Source organism: Algoriphagus boritolerans DSM 17298 = JCM 18970 (assembly GCF_900108085.1).
Taxonomy (GTDB): domain Bacteria; phylum Bacteroidota; class Bacteroidia; order Cytophagales; family Cyclobacteriaceae; genus Algoriphagus; species Algoriphagus boritolerans.
This window is the reverse complement of record NZ_FNVR01000007.1, coordinates 139,436-160,311: the sequence shown is the minus strand read 5'-3', so window position 1 is coordinate 160,311 and position 20,876 is coordinate 139,436. Positions and strand designations below refer to the sequence as shown.

The window sequence follows — 20,876 nt, the reverse complement described above, 5'->3', positions numbered from 1 at the left end:
GTAATAAAAGCTCAATGAATTTTTAGAAGGAGACCTGTTGAGATTTGATGCCCAGATGACCTACGAAGGTAATTTCGATCTTGATCATTGATTATTATGCTTCTGCCATTGTAAAATCCATATTCCGCACCTAATGTGGCACTTAAGATGAAATCCTCAGAAATTTTGGCTAAATGATACTGGACATTTGCTTTCCCAAAAAAATGAGAATAATTCAGAATAAAACGAGCGGGAGAAAATCCATGAATTACTCTGAAGTTCCCAAAGCCCAGTTCCGGTCGAATCACCAAGCGATCTCCCAAAGGGATATCATAAAAGATGAAAATTCCTCCTTCCCGGAATCTAGCCTCGGTAAAAAAGCCACCCAAAAATTGATTTTCAAGAACTTTAGCACCATTTCCACTCGCATAAAATCCCAAACCCGGATATCCTGAAACTCCCAAATCAAAATTGATCTGATATCCTAAAGATACCTGGTATGCATCCCCCAGAAAGTTGCCCTCCTTAAAATTTCTCCCAAGAAACTCTGCACTGAAATCCGAAAAAAAGATGCCCTTCTCGAATTTTTTCCACTTCTTCGCTTCTTGGGAATGACAAATACTTAGACTCAGAAACGATAAGACTGGAATTAAAAAGATTAATTTTTTCATGGTTATACCAAAATCACTGTTCCCAAATCAATCACCCCATTTGCATCCCTTAGTGAAGGATCAAGCATCAAATCCCTATCCGTGTAAATAAATTCATTCTGATTGACCTCAAATAAAAATGGGGATGGAGCGGTCAACCTGTAACTATCATCCAGATTTTTGGAGGGTACCACAACCTTGAATGCGCCAAGATTATCTGTGGTGATCGAATAAATTAAAGAAGAATTGGAATAAAAATTCAACCTCAAATTGGAAACAGGATCTCCCTCCTTATCCACGATCACTCCTTGAAAAGTATCAAAACTGTCATGAATAAACTCCTGGCAGCCTTGAGCAAAAAACAGGAGAAAAATGAAAATCAACAGATTTTTGGTATGGTAATACTTAATCCAGTTCATGTGGTTTTGCCTTTAAAAAGAGTAATTCAAAAACGAAAATATGACATGCTAGGTTACTAGTAATTTGACTATCACAAATCGTCAGACTTCTGGAGAATCAGGATAAAGACGAAGGATTTTAAATTCAGCGAATTGAGCGATCAAGACCCGCTCACTTACAAATGCAGCTTAAATCCCCCATTGATCACAAATCCATCCACTGGTGCATAGATATCCCGAAACTGTGGATTGCTGATCGAACCGGTAAAGATCGTGTCAAAAGCAGTCTGTCGGGTGTCAAGAAAGTTCTCAAAGTTTAGGAAAACCGAAAAGTTTTCCCCCAGCTTTTTCTCTGACATCAAACCCAGAATCCAGTAGGACTGGCCTGTCTGACCGTCATTAAGAAGCTGAGGACTGAAATAATAGCCTTCCAATCCTATCCAAAAGTTATCATGCTTTTCGTACATCAGCACATTGTTCAATCGATGCTTCGCGACTAACGGAAATTGACTGCTGACTCCTCCTTGACGCTCTTCTACATCCGCATAGGTATAGCCCAAAAACAATTTCCAATCCCGATAAGTCCACTTCAGATTGAGCTCCATTCCCTGAGTCCGAATCTGACCCTCGGGTTGACGAAATTCATACCCTGACCCTGCAGCGACCAGCATCAGCGGATCTTGGATCTGGGTGTAGAAAAAAAGCGTGTTGGTATTCAGTGTGGCTTCTTCTCCAATGGCTATCTTGTAATTGATGTCGAAATTGGCACCAGCCGAACGCTCAGCTTCAAACTGGGAAGGATCGATAGGCAGTACATTTCTGAAAGACAATCGCTCCGCTTCTTCCGAAAAAACGGTCGGTGATTTGTATCCCAATCCTCCTCCCAATCGCATTGTTAGGAGTTCCGAAGGCTCCACCATCAAGGAGACTTTTGGCAAAGGAAATAGCCCGTAATCCTTCTGATAATCGAGTCGAAAACCAGATTCCAAAGTCCATTTTTCGGTCATATTCCAGATATTTTGGACAAAAGCTCCTACCGTATTCAATTCATAATCCAGCGGGTCAGCTAGGTTTCCCTGGCTTTGGTCAAAGTTTTCTGTCCATAGATTCACTCCCGAAGTCCACTCTGAATTGGCATTTTGCTTTTGGAAATTGAGCTCGGAAAAAGAAGAAAACTGCTTTCCCCCAAACTGATAACCCGGCAGCGTAATCTCTCGATTGAAGAAGTTTAGGCTATTCTTGAACTCCAAAACAAGATCTTCTCCCCAGTTTTTTCGATAGCTTATCTGGGTGGAAAAGCGGTCTGTTTCATTTCGTTCAAAGTAAGGATCCGATACCGATTCCCCTTTAATATAATCCAGATTTCCTCCCAGTCGATCTTCTGTCGTCCAGTTGAACCCCAGGATCAATTCAGTATCAGCTTTAGGATTCCAAAAAATTTTGGGATTGACCGTAATCCGATCAAATTCAGGAATAGCGGTCAGTCCTACCGAGGAAGGGTCGTAGGCAGTTCCTTTATTGAAAGAGGCAAAAATAGTGGTACCAACTTTTTCAAATTGCTCGGAATAAAAAGCACTGACATCCAATCCCAATGCTGAAGTCCCATTGACCATCAGGTCCAAGTCTCCATCTTCCGAAGGTCGCTTTGAAATCAAATTCACCAAGCCCGCAATTGCACCACCCCCATAAAGCGTAGACGCGGAGCCTTTGATCACCTCTACCTGCGCCAGATCCAAAGGTGGAATCTGCATCAAACTCAACCCTCCAGAGTAGCCCGAATACAAGGGCAAACCATCACGCAAAAGTTGCGTGTACTTGCCGTCCAAACCCTGAATTCGGATACTGGAATTGTAACTCGTGGCGGAGGTTTGTTGTGTTTGGATTCCTGTACTTTCATTGAGGAGCATGCGGATGTCACCCGGTTTCATATTGCCTTTTTCGGCGAGTTCCTCCCCGGCGATGACTTCCACACGGCTAGGAATATCTTCAATTACCCGACTGGATCTCATGGATCGGACTACGATGGCTTCCAGCTCCTCCTCATCATGATGCAGTGCAATCAATTCCACTTCATCACTCTCATTGGGAAAGCTCCGCTCAAACCGGGCTGTTCTATAGCCCAAAAATCTAACTTCAATAGTGTAAGACCCATTAGGAACGGCCTCCAACCGGATCATCCCTTCCTCATCGGCAACCGCTGCAAATGGGGTATTAATCAACTGAAGGGTTGCTCCAACCAGGGGTAGTTCTGATTCCTTGTCAATAATCTGAGCTTGGTAGGAAAAATTGGATTGTGAAAAAGCTTCACCCAAAGGGAACAAAATGAGCCAAAGCAGCACAAAAATCAAAGGATAGGCTGAAATCTTCATTCTTCAAAATTTTTACGTGTATTATTAAAATTCATGGCTTAAGAATAGCGGGTGGATCCCAAGCGCAAAGGACAGGAATATTTTGTAAAAGTAATAAAGCGCGCGATGAAAGCACTGGGAGAAAACGGACTCCTACTAGAGTTCTTACAGAGTTCATTCTTTTGTGAATTAGATGTATTCTCCCCTCTTTCTTCCAAATCATCGACAGTTTTTAAGATATGGAAGGGAATTGTCGGGGATTCTCACGATAGTCGGCAAGGAGGAGAAAGAGAAATTCCCAAAAACTCAGCATCTGTTAGCTATATGCTTCATCTAAACTCCAAAAAAAATTGGCTACCCCCTCCCAGAAGTAGCCAACCAATCAAACAAACTATGAACAAGTCTTTAATCGGCAATGGTTATCGCTCCTTCCATCGCTGAATGTATCGTGCAATTGTAAGTGGCAAGTTCTTCCGCTAGTTCAGCCGTAAGGGTAAAGCTGATATTGGCTCCAGCTACCACAAAATTTACGTCAGCATCGTCCTCGAAACTTCCATCCGCTGCGTCTTCAGATAAGAGGATGTCTCCATCGGAATTTCTGAAATCAAGGGGATGATTTGCACCGCCATTATTGATGAAAGTATATCTCAAACCCTCTGTCAATTCGATTCCGGCATTATCAGCATCCAAGGTTGCAGAAGCACCTACTCCATCTATTGATACAACCCGATAAGCCGAAGTACCAACGTTCGCCAAAGTGATTGTAGCCGAAGCATCGCTATCGCTTGGCGGAAGCAATACCTGATCGATGGCGTGAATCACCCCATTGGTCGCATGAATATTCAAAGCCGAACTGATCAAACCACTATCGTTGATTTCAAGGTTTGCAAGATCCACGCTCAACTCCTGTCCATCCAGTAAGGTAGGAAGACTCGCATCCTGACGAAGGTCTTGGGAGAAAGCTCGCGCAGGCACAACATGGTACAATAGCACATCAGTCAACAGATCAACCGGAATTTCGTCCACTCCGCTCACTCCCAAAGCCTCATACAATGATTCAAAAGCCTCATCGGTGGGCGCAAATACGGTCAGGTTATCCATCGCATCTCCACTGACAGCTTCGACTAAGTCTGCACGAATCAATGCCGCTACCAATTGGGTAAACTCGGGCGTTTCGGCTTCATTGGCGGCAAGGGCAATCTCCGCAATATTCTGCGTGGGAGCCGTAATTACATAATCCAACACATGGATAATTCCATTGTCTGCTGCAATATCTGTCTGGATGATTTGAGCATTACCATTGATCCAAAGATTGCCGGAAGGATCTTCACTGACGTAAAACTGACTTTGATTCAAGGCGGTAACCGGGCCGGGTGCGACATCAGCTGATGCCACGGCTCCATTTACCACATGATAAGTAAGGATATCTTCCAAATCAGGATTTGCCAACAATTGATCGGAAGTCAAATTATTGTCATCAAGAAATTCCTCAAAGGCATCGTCATTGGGGGCAAATACGGTCAAAGGTCCCGGACCAGATAGGGCTTCTACCAGTCCTGCTTCCCCTACTGCCGCTACAAGCGTAGAAAAATCCGGGTTTGCTGCCGCAACATCTACAATAGTTTCACTTTCAGGTACCATCGGAGGATCCACTTCATCCTCACAAGCGGAAAAACTCAGAACAGATCCGAGCGAAACCAGCAGAGCAAATGATCTCCACGGGTTGAATTTTGAATTCATCATAGCTGTTAATATTAGGTTAGTTAATAAGTTGGTATGAAAAAGTAACCCACAGGAAAAGGCTTTGGTTATGGAAAAATGAAAGATTCGTTTAATTGTACAACGATTTCTAAAAAAAATTAAACCCCTCTAAATGATCAGATTATGGGATTTTTATCAATCAATTACTTATCAGTGAGTTTGAGTCGTACAGAATTGTAAATCAATGAAACTAAGATTTAGGAAGAAAAAAAACATTTGATTTTTGGAAAAGCTTGTCACATTTTCGAGCCTTTTCCAGAAGAATTAAGATGCAAACCTTTCCATCATATCATTTTTCCCGTTAAATCAATTCCTACTCATCAGTAGTTCAATCGAGGAAGTTTCATTCTCATTTTTGACATCAATTTCATGGAAATAAAATTAACTGAAAAAGAACTTCAATTTTTAGTCGATACCGCTTCGGAGGCAGGGGTTAGTTTGGAAATAACTGGTCAAGACAAGTTTATAATTCACCATCCGAAGGCCACTATTTCAGGTGAAATTCTGGGATTTACGGACAGGACTATCGTGATCGGGTATAGTTTGGGATTTTGGAAAAATCTGGTGGTAAACTGGCTTTTCAAATTCGAGAGAGAAGGCATTATTTGGAATAAGAAACAAAGGCGTTTTGAAATCAATCCCTTTTCTTTCCTTCCGGAAAAAGAGAAACTAGCCACGGCAGACTTTAGTATCCGGGGAATTTCGATGGATCCGGGAAGTCTACAAATTCAGCTTCACATCACACCTGAATGATCCCAAGCAAAAAACCCTTCGAGCTTTGGAAGAATATCCATTTCCCGAAGGGTTTTAGAATTGGTTTTTCCGACAAATAATTTTCAGGACATTTCCTTTTAGATCAAGTGCACTTTACTTCAATACGTATCTGAGAGAAAGACTTCCATCGATAAAATTGCCCCGATAGTGCTGAAAGTAGAAATATGGGATCAAATCAATTCCGATAGTCAGGGGAGCGTCTCTGAATTTATACTCCAGACCTCCGATTCCCACTATTCCAATGGCCGCAAAAGACCGATCACCCCAATAGGCCGGGCATTTTGGATTTCGGGGATCATTGCATTTCCCACCATATCCGTCATAATAGTCACGTCCATCGTAAAAGCCCAGCCTTGCCCCCACTCCATAAACCCAACTCAATTCAGGAACTTCAAGTGCATTTTTTTTATGCCATTCGTATATCCCCGTAAGGGAAGTTCCCCTCCATCTACTGGCACCTACTATTATTTCTACAGCGGCTTTATTATTGACAAAGTGCTTAAGCGTAAGACCTGAGGTATAGCCACCACGAACTCCAATTGCGGTAGTATAACCCGATGGCCCAGCCGGCAAGGCACTACTTTCGAGGAAAGTGCGAACGGGATAAAATTCTGGTCTGCTAAGCATTGTTGGCGTTTTTTCCCATTGGTTTAGCGGATGATTTTCAAGCAAGACTTCCTCAATCGCACAAGAACAGCCATCAATCAGGCTTTCTGATTCATTTTGAGCTAGAATTATTCCCATAAAGGAGAAAACCAACAGGCAACTCATAAATATCTTTTTCATAATCACTGGTCTGGAATAGTTAAATAATTTTTGTTGGTAGAATTCCACAAAATTAGGACGATTTACCGGAAACCGATCAGCAAAGATTTTACTCAAAAGAAAAGCCCCCCAAATCTCTCTGGAGGGCAATTTCAAATCCTGGTGCTGACACTTCGACTTCGCTACTGATGACAGATTGATTTTGATAAGCTAGAAGGGGCGTCAGTCCGAGCGGAGCCGAGGACCTTTCGACTCCGCTCAAGATGACAATACCCTTGCTTTTACATTAAACCACAGTCATTTCCATTTTGTATGTTCGCAGAATAGTTAAGACTCAGTTTGACATAAAATCTTATACATTTGGCACTTTCCAGCCATTATGATAGTTGGCTTTCATCAGGGCATTAGCATCGGTATCGGTAAACATATTTTTGGTGGCATCCCAATAGACTTTCTTGCCGGTCTTATAGGCAATATTTCCCATTTGAGCATTGATCGCAGCAACTGATCCCGTCTGAATGGCGCATTTGAGCAACTTTGGATCATTAGCCGTAACGGCTTCGATGAAGTTGACCGCATGAAGGTCTAGTGCGCTTGGTCCACTTGGACGGGTATGAGGCACTTCTTCGATCTTATTTTTTCGCTGACCATCCACATTTTCGGTTTCCGGGATCACTTTCCAGCCACCACGATTCACGACAAGCGTCGCATTGTTTCCGATAAAAGCGATTCCTTCTGTCGTTCCATAATTTCCGCCGTCAATTCCAGTGGCATGTTCCCATAGCATATTGAATCCTTCGTATTCATACACGGTCTGTAGCGTATCCGGAGTCTCCGAAGCATCATCCGGATAGGCGAACTTACCACCGGAAGCCATCACGGATTTAGGCGCACTTACGCCCATAGCGTAGAGCGCAATGTCGATTTCGTGCACTCCCCAGTCTGTCATCAAGCCACCTGCATAATCCCAAAACCAACGAAAGTTGAAATGGAATCGGTTGGCATTGAATTCCCGCATAGGGGCCGGACCGAGCCACATGTTGTAATCCACACCAGCCGGTGCAGGACCGTTTGGCACTACAGGGACCGGTTTCATCCATCCCTGATAAGCCCAGCATTTCACCAGGCGGATCTGACCGAGTTTTCCTGACTTCACATAGTTAATGGCTTCATCATACTGGGAACCCGAACGCTGCCACTGCCCTACTTGTACCACTTTGCCGTAACGCTCCTGTGCTTTCACCATGATCTGACACTCTTCGATGGTATTGGCAATCGGCTTTTCGACGTAGACATGCTTTCCAGCTGAGACTGCATCCACCATATTGAGGCAATGCCAATGATCCGGGGTACCGATGATCACCACATCGATATCCTTATCTTCGAGCATTTTGCGGTAATCGGTGTATTGCTTGGGGCGGGTATTTCGGAGCTTGAATACATCCTCCGTGCGCTGATCCAATACACTCTGATCCACATCGCAAAGAGCGACACAGTTGACTTGAGCGTTTTTCAGGTGAGCATTCATATTGGACCAACCCATTCCTTTGCATCCGATCACGCCGTAGTTGATTTGGTCATTGGCACCGATAGTTCGGGTATATTTCCCGAAATCAGCAGCTGTCAGGATGGTAGGCATGCTTAGGCCTGCTCCGAGCAGCATGGTATTTTGGATAAAACGTCTTCTTGAAGTCATGATGGTTAATTGGTTATTGGATTACTGTTTTATTGAAAGTAGGCAGTTTACGGTAGGCAGTTTGCAGAGATCTGCCTCCTGAAAACTAACCACTGCCAACTGATTAAAGCGGTCTGACCCAAATATTTCTGAACCGAACCGGATTGCCGTGGTCCTGAAGTTTGATCGGCAATTCTTCCGCATGAGCCTTGTAATTTGGAATACCGATGTATTCAGTTGGCCCTTTCAGGATTACATTATTCTGTACCAACACCCCATTGATCAAGACGGTAACCGTAGCGGGTGAGGTCACCATTCCGTTTTTGTCAAAGCGGGGTGCTTTGAAGATGATATCATAGTAATTCCACTCTCCGGGAGCTCTGAGGGGGTTGACCAATGGAGGATGCTGCTTGTAGATACTTCCTGCCTGACCGTTGGTATAAGTCTTGCTTTCGTAACTGTCCAAAATCTGCACTTCGTAGATTCCCATCAGGAAAAAACCGGAGTTTCCCCGACCCTGTCCTTCGCCTACGATCTCCGTAGGTGCTGACCATTCGACGTGATATTGTGCATCTCCAAAAGCAAGTTTTGACTGGATATCGCCCTTTCCTTTGGCGACAACCAATTCACCGTTTTCCAAAGTCCATGCTGCGGGACTTGAACCGTCTCTGGCACTTACAAAACCATTCAGATTCGATCCGTCAAAAATCACAATTGCGTCCGAAGGAGGTGCGGTGTTGTTTGCACCCGGAGTGACTTTGGGAGGAACAGGCGTGTAAAATTCAGTTGCCTGAGGAGGTAACTTAGGAGGAGTTTGGTCTTGGGCTTGGGTTAAGGAACATACCGAAAGTCCTGCCACCAAGAAAGGGATAGCTACTAACTGCTTCTTCATATACAATAGATTATTTTAGGAATTGATTGATAACCCGATAAATTACAGTAAAAAAGACGTGAATGCGAAAGCCGCTGATGGATTTTTGCTGGAAATGCCCGATTCCTTTTTTACTTTTCACAAAATTAATCCCCATGCAAAAAACCATACTCTACCTGATTTTCACCCTTTTTCTGAGTAATCTCGCTCTGGCTCAGGAAGAATACTATTTTCCGGGAGAAAAATTCGATCCTAATATCCCCTCACCATCCCAATTTCTGGGATATCCCATTGGTGATTGGCATACAAGGTATGATCTGATCGTAAAATACTTCGAAAAGCTCGATCAGATCAGTGAAACGGCTCAACTCCAAACTATCGGCTATACCCATGAGCACCGGCCGAAAGTCATTTTGACCATCGCTTCTGCCAAAAACATGGGAAATCTGGAGCAGATCCGTCAAAAACAGCTTCAATTAGCTGATCCTTCCCAGTCCAAACCGGATGTGAGCACCATGCCTTCCATTGTTCATCTCGGCTACGGAGTTCATGGGAATGAGCCTTCTTCTGCAGAGGCAGCCATACTGACCGCTTATTGGATTATGGCTAGCCAATCTGACTTGGCGAAAAATCTCCGTGAAAATATGGTCGTCCACATCGATCCGACCTTGAATCCGGATGGACGTGACCGACACAGCCTTTGGGCCAACTCCAACAAGGGCTTCCCCCCGGTCGCGGATCCGCTGGACCGAGAACACAATGAAGCTTGGCCGGGAGGAAGAACGAATCATTATTGGTTTGATCTGAATCGGGACTGGTTGCCGCTGGCTCACCCTGAATCACGGGTGAAAGTGGAGTGGTATCATCAGTGGTATCCAAATGTGACTACGGATTTCCATGAAATGGGAACCAACAGCACCTATTTCTTCGAGCCAACCAAACCTTTTGGTTCGGAAAACCCCGTTGTCCCAAGAAAAAACTACGATGACATCAATCCCCGATTTGCGAAGTATTTCGCTAAGTATATGGACGAGATAGGAAGCTTATACTGGACCAAAGAGGTCTTTGACAACAGCTATCCGGGTTATGGTTCGACCTATCCTGACATTCACGGAGGCTTGGGTTTGGTATTCGAAACCGCAAGCTCAAGGGGTCATTTACAGGCCAGTCAGCGCGGTGATATTTCCTTTGCCTTCACCATAAGAAATCACGTCGTTAATTCCTTGGCGACCATGGAGGCGGCCTTGGACAACCGAGTGTATCTGCACGATTATTTGAGGGAATTCTTCGAAAGTGCAGCGGCAGAAGGTGGAAAAGATGCCGCCAAAAGCTATGTCTTTGGGGACGAATTTGACGACGGTAGAAATCGATTGTTTGTGAGGTTTCTGCTTGATCACAAGATCAAAGTCTATGAAAATTCTGCAGACCTGACTGTAGACGGACAGGCATTCAAAAAAGGGAAATCCTGGGTAGTTCCTACAAATCAGCCCCAGTATCGCATGGTACGCACCATGTTTGAATACGTAAAGGAATTTGCCGACTCCGTGTTTTATGATGCTTCTGCGTGGACCATGGCAGCTGCCTACGGGATGCCTTTTGCAGCAGCTGCCACAGCTAAAAGCGGAACTGAGATCACCACGGTAGCAACACCTGAATTTACTTTCCCGGAGGGAAAAGCTTATGCCTATCTGATCGATTGGTCAGATTATTATGCTCCAAAGATCCTTTTTGAATTGCAAAAAACAGGAATCCATGTCGAGGCAATTCATGGAGCATTTTCTTCCCAAACACAAGATGGCAAGGTGGAATTTGCCGCAGGTACGATGATGATTCCTATGGGCTTTCAGAAATTGAAAGCAGAGGAGGTATCCTCCAAACTAAAAGAACTGGCTGCCAAAAACGGACAGAAAGTTTATGCCGTTCAGACGGGATTAAACCTCAGCGGAATTGACTTGGGTTCGAATAAAGTTTCAGCAATTCAGCAGCCCAAAGTCTTGATGGTGGTAGGCACTGGTATCAATTCTTATGAGGCAGGAGAAATCTGGAATCTGATGGATCAGCAGCTGGGAATGCCATTCACCAAAATCAATACGGAGCAATTTGGACGAGTAAATCTTCACGATTACACCACCTTGATCATGCCTTCAGGGAATTACAACACACTATCCGAAGGATCAGTCAATCACCTCAAGGACTGGGTTAATCGCGGTGGAACCATCATTGCCATGAAAAATGCATCCCTTTGGCTCAATCAAAAAGGAATCACCAAGGAAGCTGCCGTAGAATTGGCGGATGCGCCAAAAGATCCAGAGGTGCTCCCATTTGATACTCGAAATGATTTTGAAGGTGCAAAAGAAGTGGGTGGAAGTATTTATCTGGCCGAACTGGATTTGACACATCCGATCGCATACGGCTATCACCGCAATAACCTTCCTGTGTACCGCAATACAGATATTTTCATTGCACCCTCTGCTGACAAATACCTTACGCCGGTGAAATACACCGCAAACCCTCATTTGGGTGGCTACATCTCCAAGACCAATCTGGAAAAGCTCAAGCTAAGTGCTGGAGTGGTTATTTCATCCTCAGGCCAAGGTCGGGTCGTTCATTTCTTCGACAGCCCAAACTTCCGGGGAACGTGGTTTGGAACGAATAAGCTGTTCTTGAATGCAATTTTCCACGGGGACAACATGGATTGACATCAGAAGGCTAAAGTCTGAAATCTAAAAAAAAGCCGCTGAGTGGATGCTTAGCGGCTTTTTAGATTTCAAATAAACAGGAATTGATTTAGCTTAACTTAAATCGGACAGGCAATCTCATTCTGGAATTGACCACCTGATCTTTTTGCTTTGCAGGTTCCCAATTGGGAGAGTTTTGGACTACTTGTACAGCAGCTTCATCTGCACCGCCTCCTATTCCTCTCAGAACTTCAACATCAGAGATGGACCCATCGGAATTGACTACAAATACCACAATCACTGTCCCTTCAATACCCATACTTTTGGCTTCTGCTGGATAGACCAAGTTTTCTTGAAGGTATTTATTCCAACCTTCCATGCCTCCGGGAGGATTTGGCTGGACTTCGGTCACATCAAATATTTTATTTCCATCTTTTGCTACATCATTCACACGGGATAAAATATTGGAGGAACCCAGCGTCTGTTTGGCTTCCACTTGAGTAGGGCCTTCGATTTCCGGTTCGGTGGCGATGTCACAAGCTGAGAAAACGATTATCAGATAAATTGCCAATATTCCTGTTATTTTACTGATTTTCAATTCATTGTTTTTCATAACTGTTTGATTTATTGGTTAAAATTTGAAATAAAAGTTCTATCTCTAAGATTTCCCCAGAGTTAACTAATCAATGAGATAAATTCTGACGGAACCGTGAATGCAAAGTTTCCTTCTATAGTGGTAACAGTCCCCGAGGTGATCCCTTTGATTAAAATAGTTGCTCCTTTAATGACTCGTCCCTCAGTATCGGTCACAGAACCTTCTACTTTAATTCCGCCTTTATCCTTTTGTCCAAAAGACTCTGAAGACATTAACAAAGTGCTCAAAAACATCAAAGTGAAAGGGATAATTTTACTTGAAATAGAATATCTCATATACTTTGTGGATTTAAGTTAAAAATTAGTCTTCAATAATTATCCAAGACTTAAAGTCAAAGGACCGATGTGAGATCAGTTGCTCTGAGCTTAATAGGCAATCTCTGCAATTTCCTGAAGCGGTTCCGAAGGAATAACTTTTGGTTCTTCAATAGACTTAGCAGATATGAGATTTGATTCCGAAATGCTTGCCAGCTTAAATCGAATCGGCAACCTCATACGCGTAATGACTTCTCTACCTCGCTGTTTACCAGGTTGCCATTTTGGAGCATTTTGTACTACCCGAACTGCTTCTTCATCTGCTCCACCTCCTATTCCTCTGAGGATTTCAACATTTCGAATTGATCCGTCTTTTTGAATTTCAAAGACAACGATCACCGTCCCTTCGATTCCCAACTGACGCGCCTGCGCCGGATAAGTAATATTTTTAGCTAGGTATTGATTCCAACCGTTCATCCCTCCTTGAGGACTAGGCTGCTCTTCCACTACGTCAAATACTTCATCTGCTGGAACTTCTACAATATTTCGCAGATCCAAATTGGAAGGAATTGGAGGCATTTTATCAGTAATTGGCACTTCTAGGATTTCCGGAAAATCGCTTACCACAGCCAATTGTGGACTCATATCCTCTTTTTCACAGGAAAAAACAAAAAGCAACATACCTACCACCGGAATAAAGATTAAAAACCTCAGTTTTTGCCAAGCAGAAGATTGAGATTTACCCATCATAATGATCCGCTTCTTGGTCTGAAACTGGTTGAAATTGTTCATAAACTGCCAACCCGGCTTAGCAGTGATCAAGCTCAATAGCAACGTTGCATATTCTCTCGGAGCGTAAGAAGAGGTGACCCCTTGATCCGCCTGATATTCATGTACTTCACGTAGAGAGTTCTCAAATAAATAGATCAACGGATTAAACCAAAAGAGCACTTTGGCAAAATTCACCAGCAACAAATCCCAGCTGTGACAAAGTCTGACATGCATGGATTCATGAAGGATGATTTGCTTTTGTTCCGGGCTATCCGGATTGAAGTCCGGCATCAGAATGTACTCGAAGAATGAGGCGGGTACAAACTTCGGATGAATGGCAATGAAATGTTTGTTATAATAGATTTTTTGGGCTTTTCCGATTTGTCTTTGAGAAATCATAAAACCAAAAATCAAGCGTGAGGCAGTAAAAGCAGCCCCGATAAAATAGATCCTAATTAACAATTGACCCCAGGAGAGTGAACTGCTTCCTACTGCACCGTCCTGATCTCCGACCAGAAAAACCGGTAAAATAATCTCTGAAACCTCCGGTCCAATACCGAAAAACTCAAATTGGAGTAGCGGAATCAAACCCGATAGAAAAAGTAGACCGAGGAGGATTGACCTATTCCAGGAGAAAAAGGTCAATCCACTCAGCAAAACTCTGTAGATCACCAAGGAGATTGCCAAACAAATGGAAACCTCTACAAGATAAATCAAGAGCGCATTCATTACTTCTTGGAGTTATCCAATTTGTCGATCATATCCTGAAGCTCTTTCACTTCCTTATCGGAAATGTTTTTCTCCTTGACCATGAAGGAAAGGAAATTCCCGACGGATCCTCCAAAGAAATGCGTTACAAGCCTGTTAAAGCTCTTTTTACTGTAATCTTCTTGATTCACAGCTGGTTTGTAAATATTTACCGTACCATACATCCGATGGGTGAGATATCCTTTACGCTCAATATTTTTGATCGTTGAGGCTAAGGTGGTGTAGGGTGGCTTTGGATCCGGCAATTGGTCCAATACATCTCTGATCAACAATTCTCCCTGATTCCAGAAGATTGACATGATCTGTTCTTCGTTTTGGTTAAGTTCTTCCATAATTGAAAGTTAAAAAAGCAAATTGTATTTTCCTACGCCTTTGTCGTAGAAATACGAAAAAAAATTAAAATATTCTTTTAGAAAGATTAAATCTTTCAAAACAATATTCATTTAACCTTTTGATTTAAAATCATTTAAGATCAAAAAAAAATCCCAATAAACTGAGAATCAAAATTCAGTTTATTGGAATAGAATTGAAAATTTCGAACTTATCAATAGAATTTCTCCCTCCAGCGGAAGGCGACACGAACCAGAATTATCAAAGCAGGCACTTCTACCAAAGGCCCTATAACTCCGGCGAAAGCCTGTCCTGAATTCAGCCCGAAAACCGCTATTGCGACCGCGATGGCCAACTCGAAATTGTTTCCCGCAGCAGTAAATGACACGGCGGCATTTTGATCATACGGTGCACCCATGGCCTTGCTGAAGAAAAATCCCAGAACAAACATGATCACAAAATATACCAACAAAGGAATCGCAATTCTGACCACATCCATCGGAATTGTCACGATCAATTCTCCTTTCAGAGAAAACATCACCAGAATAGTGAAAAGCAAAGCAATCAACGTGATGGGTCCTATCTTCGGTAGGAATACGTTCGTATACCATGCCTCTCCTTTTAGCTTGGGTAAAATCAATCGGCTGAGCAATCCCGCCAAAAATGGAATTCCTAGATAAATCGCCACACTTTCTGCAATCGTGCCAATAGAAATATCCACTATCGCGCCTTCAAATCCAAAATATGGAGGAAGGATAGTGATGAAAAGCCAGGCATAGAAGCTATAGCCAAACACTTGAAAGATACTGTTCAAGGCGACTAATCCCGCCCCATATTCAGAACTTCCCTCTGCCAGATCATTCCATACCAACACCATGGCTATGCATCTGGCCAATCCGATAAGGATCAGCCCAACCATGTACTCCGGATAATCTCTCAGGAAAGTAATCGCCAGCACAAACATGAGAATCGGACCTACCACCCAGTTCAAAATCAGAGAAATACTCAAAATTTTGACATTTTTGAAAACCTTCGGTAATAGACGATAGTCAACTTTTGCCAGAGGAGGATACATCATCAGGATCAATCCAATCGCAATCGGGATATTGGTTGTACCCGAACTCAACGAATCAATCACCTCACTTGATTCAGGCAGAAAATATCCCAGACCCACTCCGATTGCCATGGCGAGAAAAATCCAAAGGGTCAAATATTGATCGAGAAAACTCAGTTTCTTTTTTGATACTGTCATAGACGCTCTTTTACTTTTTGGAAAATCAAAAACAACTCCGCACCAATCTGATGGGATCGTTCAGTGTACATTTTCTCTTCCAGCTCTGTGCCGTCGAATACTTTTGGATCTTCAAATTGCAAGAGAATACGCTTTTCTGTTCCTGGTATAAAAGGACAATTCTCATCCGCATGGTCACAGGTCATTACCGCCGAAAAACCCCTCGTAGGATTGATCGGGTCATCGTAAACTTTTGAAAAGGTGACGATTGGTTCTGACTCCTCTCCATGAAACACAAAGAAAACGGGGTTTACTTCCCCTTTTTGCACTACTTTAAAGCCATCCCGCTTGATCGCCGCCACGGCACGTTCGTTGAATTCCGTAACTTCTACTCCACCGGAATAGCAACGGGCTTTTATCCCGTGATAATCAGCAGCTGTTTGCCCCCAAATCTGCGAAAATTGGCTTCTCCGGCTGTTGTGAGTACAAATGAAATTCAGCCGAACTTCCTCATTTGACTTGATTTTCCCCAAAATGTAATCTGCCATAAGCTCGATTGCAGGTAATCGTTCTGCGGGAATCTGTGTGATAGGCAAAGCGGAAATTGTCTTCTGAAGAGCCGGAAAAAAAGAATGCTTCATAGGTCAGTAAAGATTAGCAGCATTTGGAATTAGGTGCACAGCATCCGGCAGCTGAAGTCTGGATTTCGGACAATTTAAGTTTTGGCTTTTGAGCGGGAATTCCACATTTATCTTTTGCAAGGCAATCTGTCATGGTCTTGGTCAGGACAAAAGCTTCTCCATTGAAATCCAATCCGTATTTACCAATAGTATCTCCCTGGTATTCTACCTCCACTTCCAAGTCCTCGAGTCCAAGAACTTTTTCAGAAAGCTGAATGATATCCAACAATTTTTTGGCTCCCAATCTGTGATCGTAATCTCCGTCTTCCCACAATTGGAAATTGATTGATTTCTCGTCTCTAAGTGTGCCACCACAGTCGATGAATCGCTTGGTAACCTGCCCTACTTCAGTGATGTGAAAATGAGCCGGAACTGATGTTCCATCTGGTAAAAAGAAGGTCAATTGGCTCAATTGGGGAAGTTGTGATTTGATTTCTGAAAGTTTCATAGGATTATAATTAATTTTTAAATGATTAGGTTAAATTTCATAAGTAATTTATCATCCCTTTGGATTTTGATTTTGTCGTTTCAGCCGGCCTCAGGGAGGCTAGATTTCAAAAGGATTTATTTATTGCAATATTACGATATATCATTTCAAATTTTTTTAACAGCAGGAGTCTGAATCACAGGAATTATTCAACTCGTCAAAGAGTCCGTTGAACAATCCTTGTACTTGCTCCCACTTTTCCGGATTGATGCAATAACTGACCGAGACACCTTCTATGGATCCTTGGATCAGTCCGATTTCTTTCAGCTCTCTCAGATGCTGGGATATGGTAGCCTGGGCAAGCCCGAGTTCCTGGACCAACGTGCCGTTGATGCAACTTTTACTTTTTACCAAATATTGAAGTATGGCTATCCTTGCCGGATGTGCAAAAGCCTTTGCGATGAGAGCCAGCTCATTTTGCTGGGTCGTAAATAATTCTGTTTTCGTGATCCCCATAATTATATTGCAATATTACGATGATTAAAATTTACAAGACAACTTTTTTTTATTTTTTTTTCAAAAAAATCGGAATCAGTCGTATTTGGCCTGAATGACCAAAGATCGGGACAAGACGGGAGAAACAATAAAATAGCCCAGCACCTCTGGATTACCGGAGACGACACGGATATTAGTGTCCGGATTCTGTGGAGGTGGACTGAACAGGCCTCCATCGCTAAAGAGCAAATTGACCAACTGATTGAGGTAATCAAAGGCATCCTGATTGAGTCTGAAAAGCTCCAGTCGAACGCGGTCATTTTCCTGAAAGGAATATCCCAGCTCCAGCCCTTCCTCAAAAAACGCCAATCCAAACGTATCATCAAAAAGCAAATAATCTTCGCGCTGATTCTTAAGCGTATCGTTTTCAATGACTCGTATTCGGTAATTATTGTCATTTTCAAAGGGAATCTTGCCATAAACTTTCACGTAATACCCTTGTTCCCTAAAAGACCGCTCCTCTTCAAAACTCCAAGTGATACTATCTACCGTTGGCGGTTCGAGCATGACACCTTCAGAAATATAGGTGTTTTCTCCCCATCGAACATTGAGCTGGTAGGTTTCGCCCACTTCGGCTTTTTCCAGTGGATTAATGGGTTTATAAGACTTTGTTCCCCCAAAATAGCCAAAAGGAACAACTTTTTCAGTGCCAGGAATTGTAATAAAAACCTCTGCATCAGCAATTTCTACCACTTCGGAAGAATCATAATAGTCCTTGGAAAGGGTAAATTTCACTTCATTAAAACTCCCCTGATCTGTCCAATAAGCCTCTATGGTTGGAACCAATTCTGATTTGGTGCCCAATGGTAAAGTTACTTCCTCTTGACACGAGGAGAAACAAAAAATAAGTAAAACCAAAAAGAGCCTGTTCATCAGAATTGAAAGTTGTAGGTGATCGAGGGAAGAAATGTGAATAGATAGGTCATCACTACACCAGGACGCGAAGAGATGATTTCTCCATCAGATCCTCCATCGAATGTAATATCCTCATTGTAAATCTGCCGAAACTCATATGCAAACGGATTTTTCCTTCCGTATAGATTATAAATACTGAAATTCCAACTGCCACGCCATTTTCTGCCTTTATCAGAATTTTTCCAGGTCACAGAGGCATCCATTCGGTGATAATCCGGAAATCTGTCCAAATTTCTGAATTCGGAATATAGGGGCACAGATTGATTATCTACCCGATAGGATCCGACAGGATAAGAAACAGCCTGTCCGGTGGTATAGACGAAAGTCAATCCTGCGGACCAGCTCGGTGAGAACTCATGATTCAGCACCAAGGTTACATCATTGGGTCTGTCAAACCGTGGATTATACGCTTGATTTTTACTGACCCCTGCGATTTTTCGCCATGCACGGGACCAAGTATAGGAAAGCCAACCCGTAGTTTTTCCGATATTCTTACGTAGAAGAAATTCAGTTCCGTACGCCCAGCCTTTACCCGCAAGTAATTCCGTCTCCACCTGATCGGTGAAAAGTACCTGTGCGCCATTGCGCAAGTCGATTACATTATCGAGATCTTTGTAATACCCTTCGACGGACAACTCCCAGCGATCCTGATCAAAGTTGTGAAAGAGCCCCAAGGAAATCTGATCGCTTTTCACAGGTTCAACATACCGTCCGGACAAAATCCATCGGTCTATTGGAAGTCCTGCAGAGCTGTTGGATGCGATTTGGATGTATTGGAAATTTCGGTTGTAAGCTGTCTTGACAGTGAAAAAGTCACTGATCCGATAGCGAAAAGCAATTCTCGGCTCCAGTCCTTGGTAAAAATGCATGTTTTCAAAAGTGCCAAATTTTAATGAATCGGTAAGCTCTACCTGCGGTCCGGGCACCTCACCTTCATAGAGATAATCTACTCCTCTTCCCACCTGATTAAAAAGTCCCCATCTTAATCCTGCTTCTGCGCTTAACTTGGGGGAAATCTCATAATTACCGCTTACGAATAAATTATTTAAAAGTCCATTTTTAGGATTGGTGACAATGGGCCGAATCGCACTACCCGATGCAGGATCCAAATCCACGGGTGCAAAATTGTAAAATTGGGAATGCACTCCCCAATTGACTTGGAATTTATCAGTGGGAATTGCAGTCCAAATCGCCTTAATTCCAGATTCGGAAAGTTTATTGCTCCATTCAAACCCATTCTCCGGATCATCAAACTCCACACTGTACTTGTATCTGGAATGATAGCTTTGGAGGTCAAAAAAGAACTTGTCCGACTTTACCCTACTCCAGTTAACCGCTGTCACCCAATTTGTCCAGCCCAAACCAAAAGCTACATCCAAACCCAGAAAATCACTGCCTTGATAACTGGAAATGGATACTTTGTCTTTTTCTCCCAAAACAAAAGCAAACTTCCCACTCAAATCATGGAAATTCAGGCTATTGTTGCGGATGGCATCATCTGAAGAAAGCCTGAGAAAAATATCCGCATAAGTCCTTCTTCCACTGAGGATGAATGTGGAGTTTTTTCCAAAAAGCGGTCCGTCCACTGTCAGCCTTGAAGAAATACTTCCTATGCCCCCTTCGCCACGAACCTGTTGGTTATTTCCTTCGCGCAGTGAAACATCGATCAAGGACGCTGCCCGTCCACCAAATGAGGCTGGCATGTTGCCTTTATACAAATCCACACTTTTCAATCCGTCCGGATTAAAAACTGAAAATATGCCGAAAAAATGAGAGGGATTATAGACGGGAGCCCCATCCAACTGAACTAGATTTTGATCAGCGGATCCTCCTCTCACAAATAGCCCTGTCGTCCCTTCTCCCGCGGTTTGGACACCCGGAAGGAGTTGCAGACTTCGAAATAAATCCACTTCACCAAAAAGTGCCGGAATATTCTTAATGGTTTCAATTGGAATGGAAGCCTTACCCATTTCCATGTTTTTCAATTGCTCATCCGGTTTTCGCTCCTGAATGATAATTTCATCGAGCGACATTTCTTCCTGCTTCAGGTAAAACCTGATGGGTTTTTCAGCGTCTTTTTGATTAATCACTCGTACAGATCGCTCAAAACCAACGTATGAGATGACCAGCCTGGCAGGAAGTGGAATCAATTCCAATTCAAATTTCCCCTCCAAATTTGTCACTACCCCTGAGGTACTTTTTCCCTCCCAATACACATTTGCCCCGATCAATGGCTCCGAATTACTGACATCCATTACCTCACCGGTAATAAACTTCTGATCCTGAGGATAAGCCTGAAGGCCAACGATCGAAAGAAAAAACAATGTCAAAACTCTGAAAAGGGACATGCAGCAGAAATTGGATCGGAATATGCTAGGCGAACGGCCTCGT

Annotated in this window: 19 protein-coding genes; 2 read left to right on the top strand and 17 right to left on the bottom strand. The window is 43.1% G+C overall.

Going from position 1 to position 20,876, the window contains the following annotated elements; all coding sequences use genetic code 11:
• Positions 1–11: 11 nt before the first annotated feature.
• The 4 genes from C4S61_RS09035 to C4S61_RS22565 form a co-directional block, all read right to left on the bottom strand.
• Positions 12–650: a hypothetical protein gene (locus tag C4S61_RS09035; RefSeq protein ID WP_103924468.1), complete on the bottom strand. Its 639-nt coding sequence runs from the start codon at positions 648–650 to the stop codon at positions 12–14.
• 2 nt (positions 651–652) lie between these two features.
• The gene (locus C4S61_RS09030; protein ID WP_103924467.1) at positions 653–1,048 is read right to left on the bottom strand and encodes a hypothetical protein; all 396 of its coding nucleotides are present in this window, start codon (positions 1,046–1,048) and stop codon (positions 653–655) included.
• A gap of 155 nt (positions 1,049–1,203) precedes the next feature.
• The gene (locus C4S61_RS09025) at positions 1,204–3,396 is read right to left on the bottom strand and encodes a TonB-dependent receptor (RefSeq protein WP_103924466.1); all 2,193 of its coding nucleotides are present in this window, start codon (positions 3,394–3,396) and stop codon (positions 1,204–1,206) included.
• A gap of 384 nt (positions 3,397–3,780) precedes the next feature.
• Positions 3,781–5,118, bottom strand: a complete 1,338-nt coding sequence (locus C4S61_RS22565; protein ID WP_317046046.1) for a fasciclin domain-containing protein — start codon at positions 5,116–5,118, stop codon at positions 3,781–3,783.
• 387 nt (positions 5,119–5,505) lie between these two features.
• Here C4S61_RS22565 and C4S61_RS09015 point away from each other — a divergent pair, with 387 nt between their 5' ends.
• Positions 5,506–5,889, top strand: coding sequence for a hypothetical protein (locus tag C4S61_RS09015; RefSeq protein WP_103924465.1), 384 nt, complete (start codon positions 5,506–5,508; stop codon positions 5,887–5,889).
• Positions 5,890–6,003: 114 nt separating this feature from the next.
• Here C4S61_RS09015 and C4S61_RS09010 read toward each other — a convergent pair whose 3' ends face one another.
• The 3 genes from C4S61_RS09010 to C4S61_RS09000 form a co-directional block, all read right to left on the bottom strand.
• Positions 6,004–6,696: a hypothetical protein gene (locus tag C4S61_RS09010; RefSeq protein ID WP_146064368.1), complete on the bottom strand. Its 693-nt coding sequence runs from the start codon at positions 6,694–6,696 to the stop codon at positions 6,004–6,006.
• 331 nt (positions 6,697–7,027) lie between these two features.
• Positions 7,028–8,371, bottom strand: coding sequence for a Gfo/Idh/MocA family protein (locus C4S61_RS09005; RefSeq protein ID WP_103924463.1), 1,344 nt, complete (start codon positions 8,369–8,371; stop codon positions 7,028–7,030).
• A 103-nt stretch (positions 8,372–8,474) separates the two neighbouring features.
• Positions 8,475–9,242, bottom strand: a complete 768-nt coding sequence (locus tag C4S61_RS09000) for a 3-keto-disaccharide hydrolase (protein ID WP_103924462.1) — start codon at positions 9,240–9,242, stop codon at positions 8,475–8,477.
• A 134-nt stretch (positions 9,243–9,376) separates the two neighbouring features.
• Here C4S61_RS09000 and C4S61_RS08995 point away from each other — a divergent pair, with 134 nt between their 5' ends.
• Complete coding sequence (locus C4S61_RS08995) at positions 9,377–11,920, top strand: M14 metallopeptidase family protein (protein WP_103924461.1); 2,544 nt, start codon at positions 9,377–9,379, stop codon at positions 11,918–11,920.
• A gap of 88 nt (positions 11,921–12,008) precedes the next feature.
• Here C4S61_RS08995 and C4S61_RS08990 read toward each other — a convergent pair whose 3' ends face one another.
• The 10 genes from C4S61_RS08990 to C4S61_RS08945 all read right to left on the bottom strand — a co-directional run bounded on the left by C4S61_RS08990 (position 12,009) and on the right by C4S61_RS08945 (position 20,833).
• Entirely contained in the window at positions 12,009–12,512 is a 504-nt protein-coding gene (locus C4S61_RS08990) for an energy transducer TonB (RefSeq protein WP_103924460.1), read from the bottom strand.
• 62 nt (positions 12,513–12,574) lie between these two features.
• Positions 12,575–12,829: a carboxypeptidase regulatory-like domain-containing protein gene (locus C4S61_RS08985; RefSeq protein ID WP_103924459.1), complete on the bottom strand. Its 255-nt coding sequence runs from the start codon at positions 12,827–12,829 to the stop codon at positions 12,575–12,577.
• A 90-nt stretch (positions 12,830–12,919) separates the two neighbouring features.
• Positions 12,920–14,308, bottom strand: a complete 1,389-nt coding sequence (locus tag C4S61_RS22045) for a M56 family metallopeptidase (protein ID WP_103924458.1) — start codon at positions 14,306–14,308, stop codon at positions 12,920–12,922.
• The gene (locus C4S61_RS08975) at positions 14,308–14,679 is read right to left on the bottom strand and encodes a BlaI/MecI/CopY family transcriptional regulator (RefSeq protein WP_103924457.1); all 372 of its coding nucleotides are present in this window, start codon (positions 14,677–14,679) and stop codon (positions 14,308–14,310) included. Before C4S61_RS08975 ends, C4S61_RS22045 begins: the two co-directional genes overlap by 1 nt.
• Positions 14,680–14,891: 212 nt before the next feature.
• A complete protein-coding gene (gene arsB, locus C4S61_RS08970; RefSeq protein ID WP_103924456.1) occupies positions 14,892–15,929 on the bottom strand; it encodes an ACR3 family arsenite efflux transporter in 1,038 nt (345 codons plus the stop codon).
• Positions 15,926–16,549, bottom strand: coding sequence for a low molecular weight phosphatase family protein (locus C4S61_RS08965; RefSeq protein ID WP_103924455.1), 624 nt, complete (start codon positions 16,547–16,549; stop codon positions 15,926–15,928). The genes arsB and C4S61_RS08965 overlap by 4 nt, the downstream gene beginning before the upstream one ends.
• 13 nt (positions 16,550–16,562) lie before the next feature.
• Positions 16,563–17,036 (bottom strand): DUF6428 family protein, encoded by a 474-nt coding sequence (locus tag C4S61_RS08960; RefSeq protein WP_103924454.1) that lies wholly within the window; start codon positions 17,034–17,036, stop codon positions 16,563–16,565.
• Between the two features lie 156 nt (positions 17,037–17,192).
• The gene (locus tag C4S61_RS08955; protein WP_103924453.1) at positions 17,193–17,531 is read right to left on the bottom strand and encodes an ArsR/SmtB family transcription factor; all 339 of its coding nucleotides are present in this window, start codon (positions 17,529–17,531) and stop codon (positions 17,193–17,195) included.
• A gap of 75 nt (positions 17,532–17,606) precedes the next feature.
• Positions 17,607–18,443 carry a DUF4249 family protein gene (locus tag C4S61_RS08950; RefSeq protein ID WP_103924452.1) on the bottom strand — a complete coding sequence of 279 codons (837 nt, stop codon included), beginning with the start codon at positions 18,441–18,443 and terminating at the stop codon, positions 17,607–17,609.
• Complete coding sequence (locus C4S61_RS08945; RefSeq protein WP_103924451.1) at positions 18,443–20,833, bottom strand: TonB-dependent receptor; 2,391 nt, start codon at positions 20,831–20,833, stop codon at positions 18,443–18,445. The genes C4S61_RS08950 and C4S61_RS08945 overlap by 1 nt, the downstream gene beginning before the upstream one ends.
• Positions 20,834–20,876: the final 43 nt, after the last annotated feature.